The sequence below is a fragment of the Ketobacter sp. genome, from assembly GCF_003671495.1.
Classification (GTDB): domain Bacteria; phylum Pseudomonadota; class Gammaproteobacteria; order Pseudomonadales; family Ketobacteraceae; genus Ketobacter.
Genome location: NZ_RCHN01000017.1, coordinates 16200 through 35334 on the forward strand (window position 1 = coordinate 16200; position 19135 = coordinate 35334).

At 56.3% G+C, this 19135-nt stretch carries 15 protein-coding genes; 12 read left to right on the top strand and 3 right to left on the bottom strand.

The window, feature by feature from the left end:
- Window position 1: 1 nt before the first annotated feature.
- Window positions 2–1177 (top strand): vWA domain-containing protein, encoded by a 1176-nt coding sequence (locus D9N14_RS08710; protein ID WP_290578983.1) that lies wholly within the window; start codon window positions 2–4, stop codon window positions 1175–1177.
- 66 nt (window positions 1178–1243) lie between these two features.
- Here D9N14_RS08710 and D9N14_RS08715 read toward each other — a convergent pair whose 3' ends face one another.
- From D9N14_RS08715 to D9N14_RS08725, 3 genes are all read right to left on the bottom strand, one after another.
- Window positions 1244–1720: a MaoC family dehydratase gene (locus D9N14_RS08715; protein WP_290578984.1), complete on the bottom strand. Its 477-nt coding sequence runs from the start codon at window positions 1718–1720 to the stop codon at window positions 1244–1246.
- A gap of 107 nt (window positions 1721–1827) precedes the next feature.
- Window positions 1828–2805 carry an alpha/beta hydrolase gene (locus D9N14_RS08720; RefSeq protein WP_290578985.1) on the bottom strand — a complete coding sequence of 326 codons (978 nt, stop codon included), beginning with the start codon at window positions 2803–2805 and terminating at the stop codon, window positions 1828–1830.
- A gap of 125 nt (window positions 2806–2930) precedes the next feature.
- A complete protein-coding gene (locus D9N14_RS08725) occupies window positions 2931–4490 on the bottom strand; it encodes an FAD-dependent oxidoreductase (RefSeq protein ID WP_290578986.1) in 1560 nt (519 codons plus the stop codon).
- Between the two features lie 119 nt (window positions 4491–4609).
- On the opposite strand from D9N14_RS08725, the gene D9N14_RS08730 reads away from it, so the two are divergent.
- The 11 genes from D9N14_RS08730 (at window position 4610) to D9N14_RS08780 (ending at window position 19085) form a co-directional block, all read left to right on the top strand.
- Complete coding sequence (locus tag D9N14_RS08730) at window positions 4610–5401, top strand: DUF547 domain-containing protein (protein WP_290578987.1); 792 nt, start codon at window positions 4610–4612, stop codon at window positions 5399–5401.
- A 187-nt stretch (window positions 5402–5588) separates the two neighbouring features.
- Window positions 5589–7253 (top strand): AMP-binding protein, encoded by a 1665-nt coding sequence (locus D9N14_RS08735; RefSeq protein WP_290578988.1) that lies wholly within the window; start codon window positions 5589–5591, stop codon window positions 7251–7253.
- Between the two features lie 111 nt (window positions 7254–7364).
- On the top strand, window positions 7365–11312 hold the full coding sequence (hrpA, locus tag D9N14_RS08740; RefSeq protein ID WP_290578989.1) for an ATP-dependent RNA helicase HrpA: 3948 nt from the start codon (window positions 7365–7367) through the stop codon (window positions 11310–11312).
- A gap of 28 nt (window positions 11313–11340) precedes the next feature.
- Window positions 11341–12324 (top strand): alpha/beta fold hydrolase, encoded by a 984-nt coding sequence (locus D9N14_RS08745; RefSeq protein WP_290578990.1) that lies wholly within the window; start codon window positions 11341–11343, stop codon window positions 12322–12324.
- A 101-nt stretch (window positions 12325–12425) separates the two neighbouring features.
- Complete coding sequence (locus D9N14_RS08750; protein ID WP_317622597.1) at window positions 12426–13541, top strand: beta-ketoacyl-ACP synthase III; 1116 nt, start codon at window positions 12426–12428, stop codon at window positions 13539–13541.
- Window positions 13542–13793: 252 nt separating this feature from the next.
- Window positions 13794–14171, top strand: coding sequence for a hypothetical protein (locus D9N14_RS08755; protein WP_290578992.1), 378 nt, complete (start codon window positions 13794–13796; stop codon window positions 14169–14171).
- Between the two features lie 3 nt (window positions 14172–14174).
- Entirely contained in the window at window positions 14175–15026 is an 852-nt protein-coding gene (locus D9N14_RS08760) for a DUF692 domain-containing protein (RefSeq protein ID WP_290578993.1), read from the top strand.
- 33 nt (window positions 15027–15059) lie between these two features.
- Window positions 15060–15839, top strand: coding sequence for a DUF2063 domain-containing protein (locus D9N14_RS08765; protein ID WP_290578994.1), 780 nt, complete (start codon window positions 15060–15062; stop codon window positions 15837–15839).
- A gap of 4 nt (window positions 15840–15843) precedes the next feature.
- The gene (locus tag D9N14_RS08770) at window positions 15844–16488 is read left to right on the top strand and encodes a DoxX family protein (RefSeq protein ID WP_290578995.1); all 645 of its coding nucleotides are present in this window, start codon (window positions 15844–15846) and stop codon (window positions 16486–16488) included.
- Window positions 16489–16621: 133 nt separating this feature from the next.
- A complete protein-coding gene (locus D9N14_RS08775; RefSeq protein ID WP_290578996.1) occupies window positions 16622–17407 on the top strand; it encodes a VacJ family lipoprotein in 786 nt (261 codons plus the stop codon).
- 127 nt (window positions 17408–17534) lie between these two features.
- Window positions 17535–19085 carry a hypothetical protein gene (locus D9N14_RS08780; protein ID WP_290578997.1) on the top strand — a complete coding sequence of 517 codons (1551 nt, stop codon included), beginning with the start codon at window positions 17535–17537 and terminating at the stop codon, window positions 19083–19085.
- Window positions 19086–19135: the final 50 nt, after the last annotated feature.

Sequence of the window (19135 nt, forward strand, 5' to 3'; positions counted from 1 at the left end):
TATGCTGATCGATTTTTTCTTTGAACTGCACGATGGCAAGGTGCCGGTCAGTATCCGGGAATTTCTGGATCTGTTGGGCGCACTCGAAAAGCGAACCGTGTACGCGGACATGGAACAGTTTTATTACCTGTCCCGCACCGTGCTGGTAAAAGACGAAAAGCATTTCGACAAATTTGACCGTGCCTTCAAAAAATACTTTGACGGCCTGGAAGTCATGGACGACATGTTCGAGTCCATGATCCCCGACGAGTGGCTGCGCAAGGAAATCGAGAAAACCCTGAGCAAGGAGGAGTATGAAAAGCTCCAGCAGATGGGTGATCTCGATAAGCTCATGGAAGAATTCAAGAAACGTCTTGAAGAGCAGAAGAAGCGTCACCAGGGCGGCAACAAGATGATCGGCACCGGGGGCACTTCACCCTTTGGCGCCTACGGGCAGAACCCGGCCGGTTTTCGTATGGCGGGTCCCGGTCGAACCGGCAAGGCGGTGAAAGTCTGGGAGAAACGCCAGTATCGCAACCTGGATGATTCCGTTGAATTGGGTGTGCGTAACATCAAGATGGCCCTGCGCCGCTTGCGCAAATTCACCCGCGAAGGCATGCCGGATCAACTGGACATCGATGACACCATTACCTCCACCGCCCGAAACGCCGGTTATCTGGACATTAAAATGGTGCCGGAACGCCGTAACGGGGTTAAGGTATTGCTGTTCTTTGATGTGGGCGGTTCCATGGACCCCTATGTGCGCACCTGTGAAGAGCTGTTCTCCGCCACCCGCGCCGAGTTCAAGCACATGGAGTATTTTTACTTCCATAACTTCATCTACGAAGGGGTGTGGAAGGACAACAATCGACGCTGGACCGAGCGTACTGACACCCTGGATATCCTGCGCACTTACAGCAGCGACTACCGGGTGATCTTTGTGGGGGACGCCACCATGTCGCCCTATGAGATCAGTTCGGTGGGTGGCAGTGTGGAACATTGGAATGAAGAATCCGGTGAGACCTGGATGCGCCGGGTGAAAGAGCATTTCGATAAGGTGATCTGGTTGAATCCGGAGCCGGAGAATACCTGGGAATTCACCACCTCCGTCAGCTGGACTCAAAAACTGGTGGAAGACAAGATGTATCCGCTGACGCTCAAGGGGCTGGAGGAAAGCATGCGCTATCTTTCCCGTTGATGTGGCAGCACTGAACCTCAAAAAAAGGCGTGATGAACTCACGCCTTTTTTATTTCGTACCCAGTCTCAGTCGAACAGTTCCACCCTGGGCAACTCCACCGGCTTGGCCACCACTTTTTCCGTGGGCGCCACCACGGTGGACACGCCCAGGAATACGGTCTCACCGTTCTGATTCTTGATCTCGTTCTGAATCAGCACAATGTTACCCCGACGTTTCTTTTCCAGCAGTTCCAGGTGCGCGGTGAGGGTATCCCCAGGGCGCACCGGTTTTTTAAAGCGCATCTCCTGACCAGCGTAAATGCTGCCAGGCCCCGGAAATTTGGTGGCAACGGCCGCACTGATGATGACGGCACACATGGCACCGTGGGCGATGCAGCCGCCAAATGGGGTGGTTTTGGCGTACTCCTCATCCAGATGAATGGGGTTGGTGTCCCCGGACAATATGGCAAACAGCTTGATATCGTCTTCAGAAACGGATTTGGTGTAGGTGGCGGTCATGCCAACGACCAGTTCGTCAAAAGGCGTGTTTTCCAGACCGGACATATTCTGCTCCCTGGTGGGTTTGCAAAGATAGTATCCATCTGTACCAGGCGTGGACAGCGATTAAATGTAACGGATTTTTAGTAATTGATCAGTTGGTAATCGGTGCGTTACGCCGTGGCCTTCGCGCGGGTGGATGTGCTGGCGGCGCCGGGCACCCGGCTGTCCAGCCATTGCAGCATGTCCGCCACCACTTCGTCCCGATTCAGCTCGTTGAAGATCTCGTGGCGTCCTTCTTCATACAGTTTTACGGACACATCCCTCTGGCCCGCGGAGCGCAGATGGTTGGCCAGTTTGTGAATGCCGTGTTGGTTGGAGTGGTAGGAAAGCGGGTCTCGCTCCCCGGACAACAGATAGAACGGCAGGTCGTTGGGAATGCTTTGCAGGTTGCGCAGGCGGCTCAGGGTATCCAGTCCACCGAGGAAATCCTGCCACAGCTGATTGGTGCAGAGGAAACCACAAAGGGGGTCTGCAATGTAGCGATCCACTTCGATATTGCAGCGGGTGAGCCAGTCCGCTTCAGTACGGGTATCGCCGAATTTCTTATTGAAGTTACCAAAGGTCTGGTAATCAATGAGGGCGCTGCGACCTTTGGGGCCGCTGCGCAGTTTCTCCAGTTTCACCAGCATGCGGGGTGCGCGCAAGGCACCGGGGGTGCTGAAGCCGGAACCGGAAAGAATTACCGCGTCTACGGTATCACCGTGTTTGATGCAATAGTATTGGGCAATGAAAGAGCCCATGCTGTGACCCAACAGAATGATGGGCAGCGTCGATTCGTTGTCACGAATGTGCTGGTTGACCCGTTGCACATCCGATTGCACCAGGTTCCAGCCGTTCACGTCGGCATAATGACCCACCAGGCCACCTTGTGGAATGGAGTGGCCGTGACCCCGATGATCGTGGGCGTAAACCACATAGCCCGCCGCGGTGAGTTGCTCGGCAATGGGCTCGTAACGCCGGCCGTGCTCGGCCATACCGTGGTTGATGTGCACCACGGCCTTGGGTGTGGCCCGTTCTGGATTGCTCCACTTTCTGACAAAGATCTTGTGTCCATCAATGCTGGTGAGAAAGTGCTTTTCAGCAATCATGCAGGTCTCCAATCTTGGTATTGCAAGTCGTGTGTTGCGACTCGTGTGCTAGCACTCGGGTACTGCCAGAGTTGAGCCAATGTTGTTGAGCCAGAGTTGAGCAGGGTCGTTCAACAGAGCCTGGCTCAATGCAGCCGGCCCGGTGGTACGGGTTTGGACCACATTGTATACCCTTGCTTGCGGGATGGGGAGGGTAAATGTGCTTCGACCCAGCGCTGTAATCGGGTCACCTCGTCGGTGCTGGCGTACAGGCCCAGGCGGGTGCGCCGCCACAAGATATCTTCCGCGGAGTTAACCCATTCATTTTGCATTAGAAACTCGGCCTCCCGCTGATGCAGGCCGGGGCAGATCGGTGGCCCCAGGTCATCCAGGGCGTGACAGCCCTCCAACAATGTCAGGGTGCGGGCACCATAGGTACGGCAATAGTGGTTCAGCAGGCGGCTTGGCAGCCAGGGGAACTCGCTGGCCACATGAAGGATGAACTGATCAAAGCCCTGGGGATGCAAATCGCCCCCCGGCAGGGGGCAGCGGGTGGTTGCGGTGGGCTCTGAGGGCAGATAATGGCCGAGCATCTCCACGGCCTCTTCGGCCATGGCCCGGTGGGTGGCAAAACTGCCGCCGAAAATGGAAATAAGCGGGGAGCGTCCGTCTACACAGCTGAGGTCCAGGGCGTAATCCTCCACGCCTTCCGGAGAGCCTTCCCGGTCGTCACAGTAAAGGGGTTGCTGGATACAGTAGCAACGGATAACGGCGTCCGCCGCCAACTGCACCTGAAAATACTGGTTCAGTGTGTGGATCAGGTCCGTCTGTTCCTGCAGGCTGGGGTCTGCGCTTGCCTCATCGGTGCCGATGCCGGTGACCCTGGATACCAGACAGAAATGCTCCAGATAAGGCGTGACACTGACGGGGCTGCCGGCCGTTTCAATCTGGTAGGCATGATCACCCTGGTAAAATTTGGGAATCAGCATAAAGAGCTTGCGCTTGGATTCGATCCAGCAGCGGCTGTCGGAGTCTGCGATCCGGCGCTGCACCTCGTTCACCCGAATCCCCGCCGCGTTAATCAGGCAGCGGCTGGCCACCTGGACTTCCTGTTGTTCCCGGTTACACAGGGTAATCTGCCACTGTCCCTGGTGGCGATGGGCTGAGATGAACTGATGGTGGGGCCAGATTGAGCCCTGGTGCTGCTCCGCGAACAGCAGGTTTTCAATCACCAGCCGGGCATCGTCCACCATGCTTTCCTCCATGACCCAGGGCAGGCCGCCCTGGGGTCGCAGTGGAGCGGCCTGGACCCGATCCGGATGGCGCTTGGCAAGGCCAGCGGTGTTGCCGCCCTGGAGCCAGTTCTGGAACAGCCACAGCCAGATCCGGCTGATGGGGGACGGCTGCCGGTTCGGCGCCGGGACCACGACAAAGGGCCGCTCTCGACACAGATGCGGTGCCCGTTGTCGGAGTCTGGCTTTCTCTTTGATCACCTTATTGAAATAGGGTAAGTTGTGGCTGCGAAGGAACTGAATGGCGCCTGGCAGAATCTGATCAGATTGTGAGGAACTGGCACCGCCTACATCGTTGCGATCACACAGGGTGACCGACAAGCCCCGCCCGGCACATTCTGCCGCGATGGCGGCGCCGCTGATGCCTCCGCCAATGATAAAAACATCCAATAATTCGCCCTGGGTCTTGATCATGAGGCTCACCTGAAAAGGGGTCATTAAGACGGGTTATATGCTTATAACTATGGAACATGCAGAAGGACTGTCAACTCGTGGCTAAATCTCTTCCTAAACTAGCAAAGTTATGTGTTTTCATGGCCTTGGTGCTGCAGTCGTGGGCCTCGGCCTGGGCTGCCCCTAAAGCAGAACCCTGGCCCAAATGGGAGGCACAGGATGCCGCCAGCACCGCCACCATCGATCATAGCCCCTGGCAGCAGATACTGGATCGTTACCTGTCCGCATCCGGTGATCCGCAGGCAACCCGTTTTGATTACGGCGCCGTGTCGAGCCAGGATAAATCGTTGCTCGAGGGGTATCTTTCAACGCTGCAAAACACCCGGATTCTGACCTATAACCGGGCCGAACAATTTGCCTATTGGATCAACCTGTATAATGCCGCCACGGTCAACCTGATACTGGATCACTACCCGGTGGAAAGCATCCGCGACATCAAGTTTGGCTTCTTCTCGTTCGGCCCCTGGAATGAAAAGCTGCTCAAGGTCGAAGGCGAGTCCCTCAGCCTAAACGATATAGAGCATCGTATCCTGCGCCCCATCTGGAAAGACAACCGCATTCACTATGCGGTCAACTGCGCTAGCATCGGGTGTCCCAATCTGGCGCTTAAAGCCTACACCGCGGACAACACCCAGTCCTTGCTGCAGCAGGGGGCAGTGGACTATGTGAATCACCCCCGGGGCGTTGCCATTTCCGGCAAGGAATTGCAGTTGTCCTCGATCTACGACTGGTATCAATCTGATTTTGGCGGCAATGAAGAGGGTGTGATTGAGCACCTGTTGAAATACGCGAAACCGGAATTGGGCAGGCGACTGTCTGGTCACGATCTGGATGTGGATTATCACTACGATTGGGGCCTGAATACGCCGTAATTTGCGGTAAAGACCCGGTGTGTATCTGGCCCATTTTTGTCAAAACTGGTACCCTCTTGCGCGCTTTGCTTGAACACAACCTGCATCGCCTCAGTGTGTATGCCGTGAGTCGAATTAGCCCAAGTCGAATTAGCTCAGGTCAGTAGCCCTAGACAGTAACCCTCATAGAGAACCGGGGAATAATAATATGGTAGATAAAATCTGGACGGACAAATATCCCGAAGGCGTAACCTCTGAAATCCAATACGGTGACTATGAGTCCGTGCTGGATGTGTTTGAGAACGCCTGTAAGAAGTTTGCGGATCGCCCGGCGTTCCATAACATGGGGGTCACCATCACCTATGGAGAGCTGGACAAACTGAGCGCCGATTTTGCTGCCTATTTACAGAATCACACCACCCTGGTGAAGGGCGACCGCATTGCAGTGCAGATGCCCAACCTGATTCAGTATCCCATCGTTGTGTTCGGTGCCATGCGCGCCGGGTTAGTGGTGGTAAACACCAATCCCATGTACACCACACGCGAGATGGAACACCAGTTCAATGATGCTGGCTGTAAGGCCATCGTTGCCCTGGCCAATTTCGGGGATTCCGTCGCGGATGTGTTGCCTAAAACCGGCATCAAGCACGTGATCATCACTCAGGTGGCGGACATGCAGCCCACCCTGAAGCGGGTGCTGATGAACTTTGTCATCAAACACATCAAGAAAATGGTACCGGATTTCACCATCAAAGGTGCCGTTCCGTTTACCAAAGCCATGGCGCAAGGGGCTGCCGCGCAGTTTAAAGCCGATGACGAACCCAGTGCCGATGATGTGGCGGTGCTGCAATACACAGGCGGTACCACCGGCGTGGCGAAGGGTGCCATGTTGACCCACAAAAACCTGGTTTCCAATATGTTGCAGATGGATTTTATCCTGCGCTCCCTGCGACCGGGGCAGGAAGTGGCCATCACTCCGCTGCCGCTCTATCACATCTTTTCCTTCACCGTGAACTGCCTGGGTATGATGTCCCATGGCGCCTGCAATGTTCTGATTACCAATCCCCGGGATATTCCGGCGTTTGTCAAAGAGCTGGCCAATCAGCGTTTCACCTGTTTCACTGGCCTGAACACCCTGTTTGTGGCCCTGATGAACAACCCGGATTTCAAATCCATTGATTTCAGTTCACTGAAAATGACCATCGCCGGCGGCATGGCCCTGCAAAAGTCTGTGGCCGACCAATGGGAATCCATGACCGGCAATCGCATCGCTGAAGGCTTCGGCATGACCGAGACGTCACCGGTGGTCTGCGTGAACCCACCCCATGCTATCCAGGTGGGCACCATTGGCATTCCGGTACCGGGCACCGATGTGAAGATTGTGGACGAAGACGAGAATGAGCTGGCCATCGGTGAGAGCGGCGAGCTCTGTGTACGTGGCCCCCAGGTGATGAAAGGTTACTGGCAGCGGGATGAAGCCACCAAAGAGACCATGACCAAAGACGGTGAATGGCTGAAAACCGGTGACGTGGCGCTGATCCAGGAAGACGGCTACCTGCGCATTGTGGACCGTAAAAAGGACATGATCCTGGTGTCCGGTTTCAACGTCTATCCCAACGAAGTGGAAGATGTGGCCTGCACCCATCCCGGCATCATCGAATGCGCTGCGGTGGGGATTCCGGACGAGAAAAGCGGCGAGGCGGTGAAGCTGTTTGTGGTGAAGTCCGACAGTAGCCTGACCGCGGAACAGCTGATCGCCCATTGCAAGGCGAACCTGACCGGCTACAAGGTTCCCAAACTGGTGGAATTCCGCACGGATCTGCCCAAAACCAATGTCGGCAAGATTCTGCGTCGTGAATTGCGCGGCCAGTAATTCAGCTTACGCCTCCAGATCCCGAACCCACTGCAGGCCGGTGCCCACCCGGCCTGCATTTTAGCCCCCAACTCCGGTACAATGCGGCGCCATAACACATGAGGTTCTGGCGTGACATCCGATTCCCATTTCCAAAAGCCATCCGAAATGCAATCCCAACTGCCATTGCAGATCAGTGCCTGCCTGAGTAAAGACCGGCACCGGCTGAGTCGCACCTTGCAGAGCATAGTGCGACGTCAGGCCCAGAAAAAGCCGGTTGACCGGGATCTGGTGCGCCTGCAGGATGACATCGCCCGGTCTCTGGAGCGGGTGCAACAGCGTCGGGATCGGCTGCCCCGTTGGCACTATCCCGAGACTCTGCCGGTGTCCGCTCGCCACGTTGAAATTACCCGGGCCATTCAGGCACATCAGGTGGTGATCATCGCCGGTGAAACCGGCTCCGGTAAGACCACCCAGATTCCCAAGATGTGTCTGCAGGCCGGTTTGGGCGTCACCGGTTACATTGGTCATACCCAGCCCCGGCGTTTGGCGGCCCGTACGGTGGCGCAGCGCATTGCCGAAGAGTTGCAAACCCAGGTCGGGGCGAGTGTAGGTTATAAGATCCGCTTTCAGGATCAGGTGTCCGAACACAGCCACATCAAACTGATGACCGATGGCATGCTGTTGGCCGAGATCGCCCAGGATCGCTTTCTCAGCCAGTATGACGCCATCATCATTGATGAGGCCCATGAACGTACCCTCAATATCGATTTTCTGCTGGGCTTTCTCAAGCAGCTCCTGCCCAAGCGACCGGACCTTAAAGTCATCATCACCTCTGCCACCATTGATCATTGGCGCTTCTCCCGCTACTTCAATGATGCGCCAGTGATTGAAGTGTCCGGGCGCACCTATCCGGTGGAGATTCTCTATCGCCCCCAGGAGGAAGAGACCGACGACACTGAGGATCAGGTGGCCGATGACGAGGGCAAAATCGAAACCGCCATTTTGCGGGCACTGGAGGAAATCCGGCAACTGGAACGGGCCCATCCCAACCCGTCCCGACCGGGGGACGTGCTGGTGTTCCTGGCCGGCGAGCGGGATATCCGCCAGGTGGCAGAACGATTGCGGCGCCAGGGTCCGAAGCATCTGGACGTGTTGCCGCTTTATTCCCGGCTCAGTAACGCGGAGCAGAACCGGGTGTTTCAGTCCCATACCGGGCGCCGCGTGGTGCTGGCCACCAACGTGGCGGAAACCTCCATTACGGTACCCAATATTGGCTACGTGATTGATACCGGTGTGGCCCGCATCAGTCGTTACAGTTACCGTACCAAGGTGCAGCGATTGCCGATTGAAGCGGTGTCCCGGGCCAGTGCCAATCAGCGTGCGGGGCGCTGCGGCCGGGTGGCGGAGGGGATTTGTATCCGCCTGTATTCGGAAGCGGATTTCAATAGCCGCCCGGAATACACCGAGCCGGAAATCCTGCGCACCAACCTGGCCTCGGTGATCCTGCAGATGCAGGGCCTGAAGCTGGGGGAGGTATCCCGTTTTCCGTTTGTGGACCCACCGGATCAACGCCTGGTGAACGATGGCTATCGGCTGTTGGAAGAGCTGGGTGCGGTGGATAAAAAGCGCATGATCACCCCATTGGGGTCGCAATTGCTGCAGTTTCCGGTGGACCCTCGCATAGCCCGAATGCTGGTGGCGGCGCAGCAGCACCATTGCCTGCAGGAAATGCTCATCATTGCCAGCGGCCTCAGCGTGCAGGAGCCCTGGCAGCGCCCTCACGACCGCCAGGGGGCGGCAGACGAAGCGCTCAAACGCATGCAGCATGAGGAATCGGATTTTCTCACCTTCGTCAATATCTGGAAACAGTGTGAGCAGCAGAAAACCGAGCTCACCAACAGCCGTTACCGGCGCTGGCTGCTGGAAAACTTCCTCAGTTATCTGCGTATGCGGGAATGGCAGGACGTCTATCGCCAGCTGAAACAGGTGGCCCACCAGCTCAAATGGCAGGAGAACACCGAGCCGGCCCGATATGAAGAGTTGCACCGTTCCATCTTGAGCGGGTTGCTCAGTCATGTGGCGGTGAAGGACGATCAGAAAGGCTACAGCGCCGCCCGTAATCGCAGCCTGTCCATCTTTCCCGGCTCGACGCTGAATTCGAAAAAGCCCAAATGGATCATGTGCGCTGAGATCGTCGAAACCCACAAGGTGTTCGGGCGCACGGTGGCGCGCATTGAACCGGAGTGGGTGGAGCAGGTGGGCGAGGCCCAGCTCAAGCGCAGTTACTTTGAACCCCACTGGGAGAAGAAGCAGGCCTGCACGGTGGCCTACGAGCAGACCAGCCTGTTCGGGCTGATCCTGAATCCCCGCAAGCGGGTGAACTACAGCACCATTGATCCGGTGCGTTGCCGGGAATTGTTCATTCAGCACGCCCTGGTTTTGCATGAGTACGACACCCGCGCTCCCTATGCCCGCCACAACCAGGATTTGATCGCCGAGTTGGAATACCTGGAGCAGAAATCCCGCCGCCGTGACATCCTGATTGATGATCTGACCCTGTATGCCCTGTTCGACGCGGTAGTGCCGCCACAGGTGGTCAACGGCAAGAGCTTCGAGCGCTGGCGCAAACAAGCGGAGCGGGAACAACCGGAGCTTCTGTTCTTACAAAAAGAACAACTGGTGAAAAGTGCCACTGACAGCATCAGTCAATGGGAATTCCCGGATCAGGTCCAGGTGGAAGGCGGCAGCATCCAGATTGATTACCAGTTTGAACCGGGAAAAAAACAGGATGGTTTGAACATCGTGGTACCGGTGACCCTCATCAACCAGATTGAAGAGGAAAAGCTGGAATGGCTGGTACCGGGGTTGGAGCAGGAGAAATGTGTCGCCCTCATCAAAAGCCTGCCAAAAACCCTGCGCAAGCATTTTGTACCGGCACCGGATTTTGCTGCCGCGTTCCTCAACAGCCAGCCACAGCGTGACCGTTCCCTCAAAGTGCAGTTGGCAACGTTCCTGCGGGAAAGGAAGCGGGTGGACATCAGTGATCAGAGTTTTGATGAATCTGCCTTGCCACTGCATTTGCTGGCGAATCTGAAAGTGCTGGATGGCAAGGGCAAGGTGCTGGCAGAAGGCCGCGACATCCGCCAGATAAAAATGTCGCTGCAGGGTGAGTTCCAGCAGTCGTTGCAGCATTTGACCCAGGGCAGCCTGAATGAGGCGGTCTATGACCATTGGGCTTTCGATACCATCCCTGAAGTCTACGAAACCCGGCAGGCGGGGGCTCTGGTGAAAGCGTATCCTGCGCTCACCGTGAAAGGCAGCGGGGTTGCACTGCAGTTATACGATACGCCATTTGCAGCCCAGTTGGCCATGGAGCAGGGCTTGCTGCGATTGTGCATTCTGGCCCTGCCACAACAGGTACGTTACCTGAAAAAACAGCATAGCCTGGCGGAGTCCGTCGCCATCAAATTCGCGCCGTTCGGTGATCGTAAAACCCTGGTGGACGGGGTGGTGGAAATGGCCTTCTATCGAGCGTTTATCGCCGACCAGCCACCGCTGCGTACCGAAGAGGGGTTTCAGCAACGGTTGCGGTCCGGTAGCGCCGAGCTGGCCCGCGCCGCCATGGACGTTCAACGACTCCTCACTGACATTCTGCAGCGTCATCACGAGGTGGTCGCCCTGCTGGCACAAGACCGCTCCCCCGCACGCAAGGCGGCCCGGGCGGACATCCAGTCGCAATTGGCCCGCTTGTTCCCGGAGCAGTGGCTGCGCAGCATTCCCTATCAGGCCTTGTTGAACTACCCCCGTTATCTGGATGCCATTCAGGTACGCTGGCAGCGCCTGCAGGGTAAGATTGACCGTGATCAGCAGTTGATTGAGGAGCTGGACCGACTCTGGGACCAGTACCAGAACCGGCTCCATAAACATCGGAAAGAAGGCGTGCTGGATGAACGCCTGGAGCAGTGGCGCTGGGCACTGGAGGAATACCGTGTATCCCTGTTTGCCCAGGGCGTTAAGACCCCGTATCCTGTATCCCATAAGCGATTGCAAAAAATGTGGCAGAGCGTGGCTTCGTGATCGCACACGATCTGCAAGGAACGCGGTTATGTCGGTAAGAAAAGTCGAAACGTCCCTGATGGTGCCGCTCCCCGGCGGTCACCAGTTGCATTTGCGCCGACTCGCAGACAACCCCGATGGTGCCGCCGTATTGCTGCTGCACGGCCTGTTGGAAGACGGCACCATTTTCTATTCCCGGCAGGGGCGGGGCCTGGCCCATTTCCTGGCAGAGCAGGGTTTCGACACCTACATTCCCGATCTGCGCGGCAAAGGGCGGTCCTGGCCCCCGGTGAGTCGCTGGGCTGCCTATCGGGTGGAGGATGCCGTCAACCAGGACATTCCCGCCATCCTGGATACCATTCACTCCCACAAGGGGGCGTACCCGGCATTCTGGATCACCCATGCCTGGGGCGGCGTGCTGGCCAGCAGCTATCTGGCCCGTTACCCGGGCTATCGCGCCTCTCTCAACGGACTAATCAATTTCGGCAGCCACCGGGTGGCCGTCCACCGCAGCGTGTCCCGTTATATGCTGGTGGAGGGACTCTGGGGCTGGTGCGCTCAGCTGGCCGCGCGTTTCAAGGGGTATGTGCCGGGGCGCAGTCTGAAAATCGGGGCCGAGAACGAGTTCTTGGGCATCCAGAGGGACAGCCTCAACTGGTTTCGGGGGCAGGATTGGGTCGACCCGGTGGATCAGTTTGATTACGGCGCTGCCATCAGTCAGGGGCTGAGTTTCCCACCGGCCCTGTATTTTGCCCCCAGTGCGGATCTGGCCCGGTGCAGTGCCGCGGATGTCAAAGGCTTCATGCGGGAAATCGGCCATCATAACGGCCGTCTGGTGGTGCTGGGACGAAATCTGGGAAACCGGCACAACTACTCGCAGATAAGCATGCTCACCCACCCGGATGCAGTGCAAGATCACTTCCCATTCATGGTAAACTGGATGCTTGAAATGAATAAGCTCAGGGAAGAGGCCCAGAGCGGGGACGGCCCGGAGCAGAAAAATCAGGGGCACTCTACCGCAAGCGGTAAGTAATTGAACAATTTAGTCTTTTTTGTATATAGCGCAGAAATACGGTAACAGCGATAAAGATAACAACGCCGGAGGTAGCAGTGTCGCAAACTACACAGGGCCCAATCGTGGTCATCAGTGGAACCGGGCTGTACACGCCCCAGGAATCCATCAGCAATGCCGAGCTGGTTGAAAGTTTCAACCGCTACGTCGATCTGTTCAACGAAGAAAACAAAGCGGCCATCGAGGCCGGAGAGCTGGAGGCGTTGTCCCACTCCAGCGAGGAATTCATCGTCAAGGCTTCGGGCATCGAAAGCCGGTATGTGATGAACAAATCCGGAGTCCTGGACCCCACCCGTTTGTGCCCCAGCCTGCCGGAGCGCTCCGACGAAGAGCAGTCCATCCAGTGTGAAATCGCCGTGGCGGCCGCGAAAGAGGCCATGGCGCAGGCCAACAAAACCGCAGACGATATCGATGCGGTGATCGTGGCCTGCTCCAACATGCAACGCCCTTATCCGGCCATGGCCATCGAAGTGCAACAGGCCCTGGGCATCAAAGGCTATGGCTTCGACATGAACGTGGCCTGCTCGTCTGCCACCTTTGGCCTGCAAACCGCCAAAGACGCTGTACTGGCGGGTTCAGCGCGCTCAGTGCTGGTGTTGAACCCGGAGATCTGCTCCGGCCACCTGGCCTGGGAGGATCGCGACTGCCACTTCATATTCGGCGACGTCTGCACGGCCGCCGTGGTGGAACGCCTGGAAACCAGCACCAGTTCCGAGAACTGGGAGATCCTGGGCAGCCGCCTGCAAACCCAGTTCTCCAACAACATCCGCAACAATTTCGGCTTCCTCAACCGTTGCGATGAGAGCGGTATCGGTGCCCGTGACAAGCTGTTCCGCCAGAACGGTCGTAAGGTGTTCAAGGAAGTGGTGCCCATGGTGGCGGAAATGATCGTCAGTCACCTCTCCGATGAGAGCATTGAAACCCCGCAGCTGAAGCGTATGTGGCTGCACCAGGCTAATCTGAGTATGAACCTGTTGATCTCGAAAAAGGTGTTGGGCCGGGATGCCTCGGTGGAAGAGGCACCGGTGATCCTGAATGAATACGCCAACACCAGCTCGGCGGGTTCGGTCATTGCCTTCCACAAATACCGGCAGGATTTCACGGCCGGGGAGGTGGGTGTGATCTGCTCCTTTGGGGCGGGGTACTCCGCCGGTAGCGTGATTGTGCGGAAGCGCTGATCTCGTTGCTGGCCCCCCAAAAAAGCCACAGCCGATCGCTGTGGCTTTTTTGTTTGTGCATCATGTGCTTAACTGTGACTTTATACCGGAATTGTGAATTAGAACAAAAAAATTGGGTTCGGACTGAAACATCCCCATTACCACTCAGTCTTATATTGCAGTAACTGTGTGATCGGCAGTATGTCATCGCAGGTGAACCTACGGGTGCGTTACCCACTTAAACCAAAGAGCAAAAAATCCAAGGAGAAAACCATGGCTAAGTTCAATTCCCTGAAACCCCTGGCGGCTGGTGTTGGTGCTGCACTGGTTGCATCGGCGATGTCTGCGACCCCGGTCAATGCCGCAGAAAACCCCTTTGCTACCACCGAGCTGTCAGCGGGCTACCAGTTGGCGGGCCACCATGAAGGCAAGTGTGGTGAGGGCAAATGTGGTGAAGGCAAGAAAGCCAAAGAAGGCAAATGCGGTGAGGGTAAATGCGGCGAAGGCATGAAAGCCAAAGAAGGCAAATGCGGTGAGGGTAAATGCGGCGAAGGCAAGAAAGCCAAAGAAGGTAAATGTGGCGAGGGTAAATGTGGCGAAGGCAAGAAAGCCAAAGAAGGCAAATGTGGCGAAGGCAAGTGTGGTAGCTAAGTCATGACCACTCACAGTCCTTACACCTTGCACGGTGCCGGACTGGGCTTGCGGCGGGCCTTGATTGGCCCGCTCTGCGAGCAAAAGCCCGGCCAGATTGACTTTATGGAAGTGGCCCCGGAAAACTGGATCAAGCTGGGTGGTCGGTATGGCAAGCAACTGCGCGCCATGACCGAAGCCTACCCCTTCGTGACGCACGGTTTGTCTTTGTCCCTGGGCGGGCCGGAGCGCATCGATGTGGAACTGGTGAAATCCATCAAGCATTTCCTCGACCAGCATGGCATTGAAGTGTACACAGAGCACCTCAGTTATTGCAGCGACGATGGCCACCTCTACGACCTCATGCCGATCCCTTTCACCTCCGAAGCCGTAGACCATGTGGTAAAGCGCATACACCAGGTGCAGGATATCCTGGAGCGGCCTCTGGGGATTGAAAACGTTTCCTATTATGCCGCGCCGGGTCAGGAACTGTCGGAAATCGAATTTCTCAATGCGGTATTGGAAGCGGCGGATTGCGGTTTACTGTTGGACGTTAACAACATCTATGTCAACAGCGTCAACCATCGCTACGAGGCAGCAGAGTTTATGCGGCAGCTCCCCGGTGAGCGCATTCAGTATATCCACGTGGCGGGCCACTATAACGAAGCCGATGACCTCATCGTTGACACTCATGGGGCTGACGTCATCGACCCGGTGTGGCAGTTACTGGATCAGGCCTACCGCTTGTTTGGTGTTAAGCCCACGCTGTTGGAGCGTGACTTCAATATTCCCTCCTTAGCGGAATTGCTGGGGGAGGTCGACACCATCCACGATATCCAGTCCCGCCATCGGCTGGTGAATGGTAAAACCGCCTAGTTCGCGATCCGGGGTGCACAACAGGTTCTTCCCATGACCCAAACACCAACCTTCAAACAAATTCAGTTTCAACTGGCTTCCCACCTGCGTGACCCGGCTCGCGCTGCGCCACCCTCGGGCATTGAAGACCGGCGCCTGCAGATCTACCGGGATTTGTTTTACAACAACGTGGAGGGTTTCATCAGCGGGGGCTTTCCGGTTTTGCGGTCACTCACCCCGGATGAAAAATGGCATCGGATGGTGCGGGCATTCTTTTCCACGTATCGTTGCCAGTCCCCTTATTTTCTCGAAATCAGCGGAGAGTTTCTCAACTACCTGCAGCAATCTCGCCAGCCGGAACAGGATGACCTGCCGTTTATGCTGGAGCTGGCCCACTACGAATGGATCGAATTGGTAGCGGATATCGATGAGGACGTCATTCCCACCACCGGATTCAATCCGACGGGCAATTTAATGCAGGGCCGTCCCTTGCTTTCACCCCTGGCGTACGTCCTGAGTTATGACTATCCCGTGCATCGGATCAGTGTGGACTCTGTGCCGGCAGAGCCGCCGCCCACAGCCACGTTCCTCATTGTGTATCGGGATGCAGAGGATGAAGTGCGCTTCATGGAAATCAACGGTGTCACTGCGCGACTGTTGATGGTGCTGGAAGAGCATCCTGACTATACCGGAGGGGACGCGGTGCGGGCAGTGGCCGCTGAACTGCCACACCTGGATCAGAATGTGGTGATACAGGGGGGCGAGCAGGCACTGAAACAATTGCGGACCAGCGGCATCCTATTGGGAACTGAATTAAAACCCATAAAAGGATAGTCCTGTGATCGCTGTATTGAACAAACTGCATAACCTGCTGGATGCCGGCCGCAAGTTGGATTTTCTTGCTCCTTTGGCGCTGCGCTTGTATCTGGCGCCGATTTTTATCGCCGTGGGCCTGCACAAGATGAACCACTTTGGCGATATCGTCGCCTGGTTCGAACATTCCCTTGGCTTGCCGTTTCCCCAGGCCATGGCTTTTCTGGCCACAGCAGCTGAGTTGCTTGGCGGTGTTGCCTTGTTGCTCGGTATCGCCGTGCGCTGGGCTTCTATTCCGCTCTTGGTCACCATGCTGGTAGCGATGTTCACGGCCCATTGGCAGAATGGCTGGTTTGCAGTTGCCCCTTCGGATCCGGCAACCAGTGTCGCCAGTGTGTTGGCGCCGGTGGGTTTTCCCGGTGCTGCGGAAAGCCTTCAGAACAGCGTTGAAGTGGGTAAGCGCCTGGACCGGGCCCGCGACATCCTCCGTGAGAACGGTAACTACGCCTGGCTGACAGAAAAGGGCAGCTTCGTGATTCTGAACAATGGCATCGAGTTTGCTGCCACCTATTTTGTCATGCTGCTGACCCTGTTGTTCATAGGGGGTGGTTCGTACCTCAGTGTCGATTACTGGATTGCCAGAAAATTCAGGGAGCCGGACTCCCGCTGATAACCCCTGGGCTCTTCTCGGGTGGGGAGTTGGGCCGCTTTGTCATGGGCGGCCGCACAGGGTAGAATCGTGCGCTTGCTTTTCGACTTTGGCTTTATAATCCCAATACCCCGAAACAATAGGAACCCCCAACATGATGACGAGGACAAGCCCGGTTCAGGTGCGCGCATGGCTGTTGGCCATTGTCATGACGACCATAGGATTGGCCGGGCCCGTTGTAGCCGAGGAGGATGAAGCCCACCCCAGAGACCCCTGGGAAGGCTTTAACCGGGCTGTGTTCAGCTTCAACGACACGCTGGATTTTTATCTACTGAAACCGGTGGCAAAGGGCTACGACAAAGCCATGCCGGACCCACTGCAGGATGGGGTCAGCAACTTCTTCAACAACATCGGTGAGATCAAAACCATTTTCAATGACCTGCTGCAACTCAAGTTCAAGCAGGCGGGGCTGGACAGCACCCGTTTTCTGGTGAATTCCACGGTGGGAATCTTCGGTTTCATCGACATCGGATCCCGTATCGGGCTGGAGCAGCACGATGAGGATTTCGGTCAGACCCTGGGTTATTGGGGAGTCAGTTCCGGCCCCTATCTGGTGCTGCCTTTTCTGGGTCCCAACACCCTGCGCGACAGCACCGGTTTGATTCCGGACTATTATATTTCCCCCTACAACGACATTGATCATGACCTGACCCGCTACAGCATCCGCGCTATGGAGATCATTGATCTGCGGGCAGGACTGCTGGAGGCGGAAAGCCTGGTGGCCGGTGATCGCTACAGCTTCTTCCGAAATGCCTATCTGCAACGTCGGGATTTTCTGGTCAACGACGGTCAGATGGCCGATGACTTTCTGGAAGATGATGATTTGTTTGAAGATTTTGATGACGAAGCGGATTTTGAAGAGGATGGGGACGCACTCTGACGCCCGGGCGATGGCCTGAAGCATCAGCCCGGATGGGCGTTCAGCGCCTGGACTTGTCCGGTCTGATATTGGATTATGGTGGTCTTTCCCTCGGGACATAACAAAAATGATTAAGGGAATCGACACCATGAAAATGACGTTCATTTCGGGCTTGTTGCCCTCTTTGCTTTTGACCACGGCAGCGTGGGCCGTACCGCCTGAAGTGGTGGATCGCGGCTGGGCCGCCTCGGTGGAACTGACCGGGGAAGGTGATCCGGATCTTGCCATTGCCCGCATGCACGAAATGGCCGACCTCAACCGCGCCGTATTCGGTTCCATGGCGTTTCATCAGCAAACCCAGAGTTTCGTTGATGAAATGTGGGATAACCTGGAATCCTTCAATCTCAGTCACTTCTACGCCATGTTGCCGGAGCAAAGCGGAGACTGGCGACAGCTGCGGGTTTATGGTGCCCGTGCCGGTAACCAGTATGTGGTTGGCCCTGACCCGAAAACCATCGGCCCTGAAGGCGTTCCCGATTCACTGGGGGATGTTTCGGTGTTGGTGCAGGCGAAGAAGATCGATGGCAAGCTGGGGGATCATTACCTGATGCGCGGTTCCATGGAAATGGGGGTGGGGGACATGCGCTGGCCCTCGGTACAGGGCGCGGCCATCGAAACCTTTCGGGTGGTGGTGGATGGTGCGCCTTCGTTCAAAGCCCAGGACAATCAATCCGTGGCTCAGCAATACCGGGATCAGGTGATCCGCATGAGTCCCAAGCTGGGCTCGGAGGATGTCGATATCATTGCACCTTTGTGGGCGTCGTTTCCTGCCATGTGGACCTTGCTTTCGCGGCTTGGTTCTATCGAGGATGTGGTCTACCACGACCTCAACAAGCCTTACCGACAACTCAATATTGCCTTCGTCATTGAACCCGAGCGCATGAAGGCATTCTATCCGAACATTGTCGGGCACCTGCAAAATATGAATCGGCTGTTTCGCGGTTCCTTCCGACTCGAAGACGAGCGGGGTGAATTGTTCACTGCTGAGTTGGACAGCCGCACGCTGCGCGGCAGCTTTCAGGCTTTCATCGCAGATGGTCGAATTCTGCCGATCAAAGGCAATCAGGTTGTTTTGGATGCAGAACCTATTGATGACAACAAGCCCTGGAATTTCACGGCGCACATGAGCAGCACCATGACCATACTGGGAGTGGTGACCCACCTGGATAATGCCAAGGCCCGGGTGCAGTTTATGTCGACGGAGGAGGGCGCCAAGCTGGTGGGGCAGTTGTCCGATGTGCCGGATGTGCGGGTTCAGGGTAACGCGTTGGGCTTTATGCCTACATCCATGATTGATGTGGTGTTGCCAAAAGACATTGATGAGATTATTGAAGAGTTCCTGGCCGTGGCCTGTAAGGGGAATGAAGGCAAAGGTATTTTGCTGGGGGCGCAATTCGAACAGTCCAAAACCGGTGCCGGGTCGAAACTGACCTTCAAAACCGCTTTCGAGGGGCTGGATAATTTCTTTGTTCGAATCGGCATGGGTATTGTCAACGACCGGGTGTTGCCGGACAAATCTGCATCCGACGAAATCAATCGGTTGATCTTTGAGACTCAGGAAGCCTTCGCCGCTGATTTGAAGGAGTTCGAAACCATTACCAGCAGTCGTAAGTTGGCCGCCAACTCAATCAAGCCGTGAGCACGATAGGCAGACACAAAAAAGAAAGGCCCAGTTAACTGGGCCTTTCT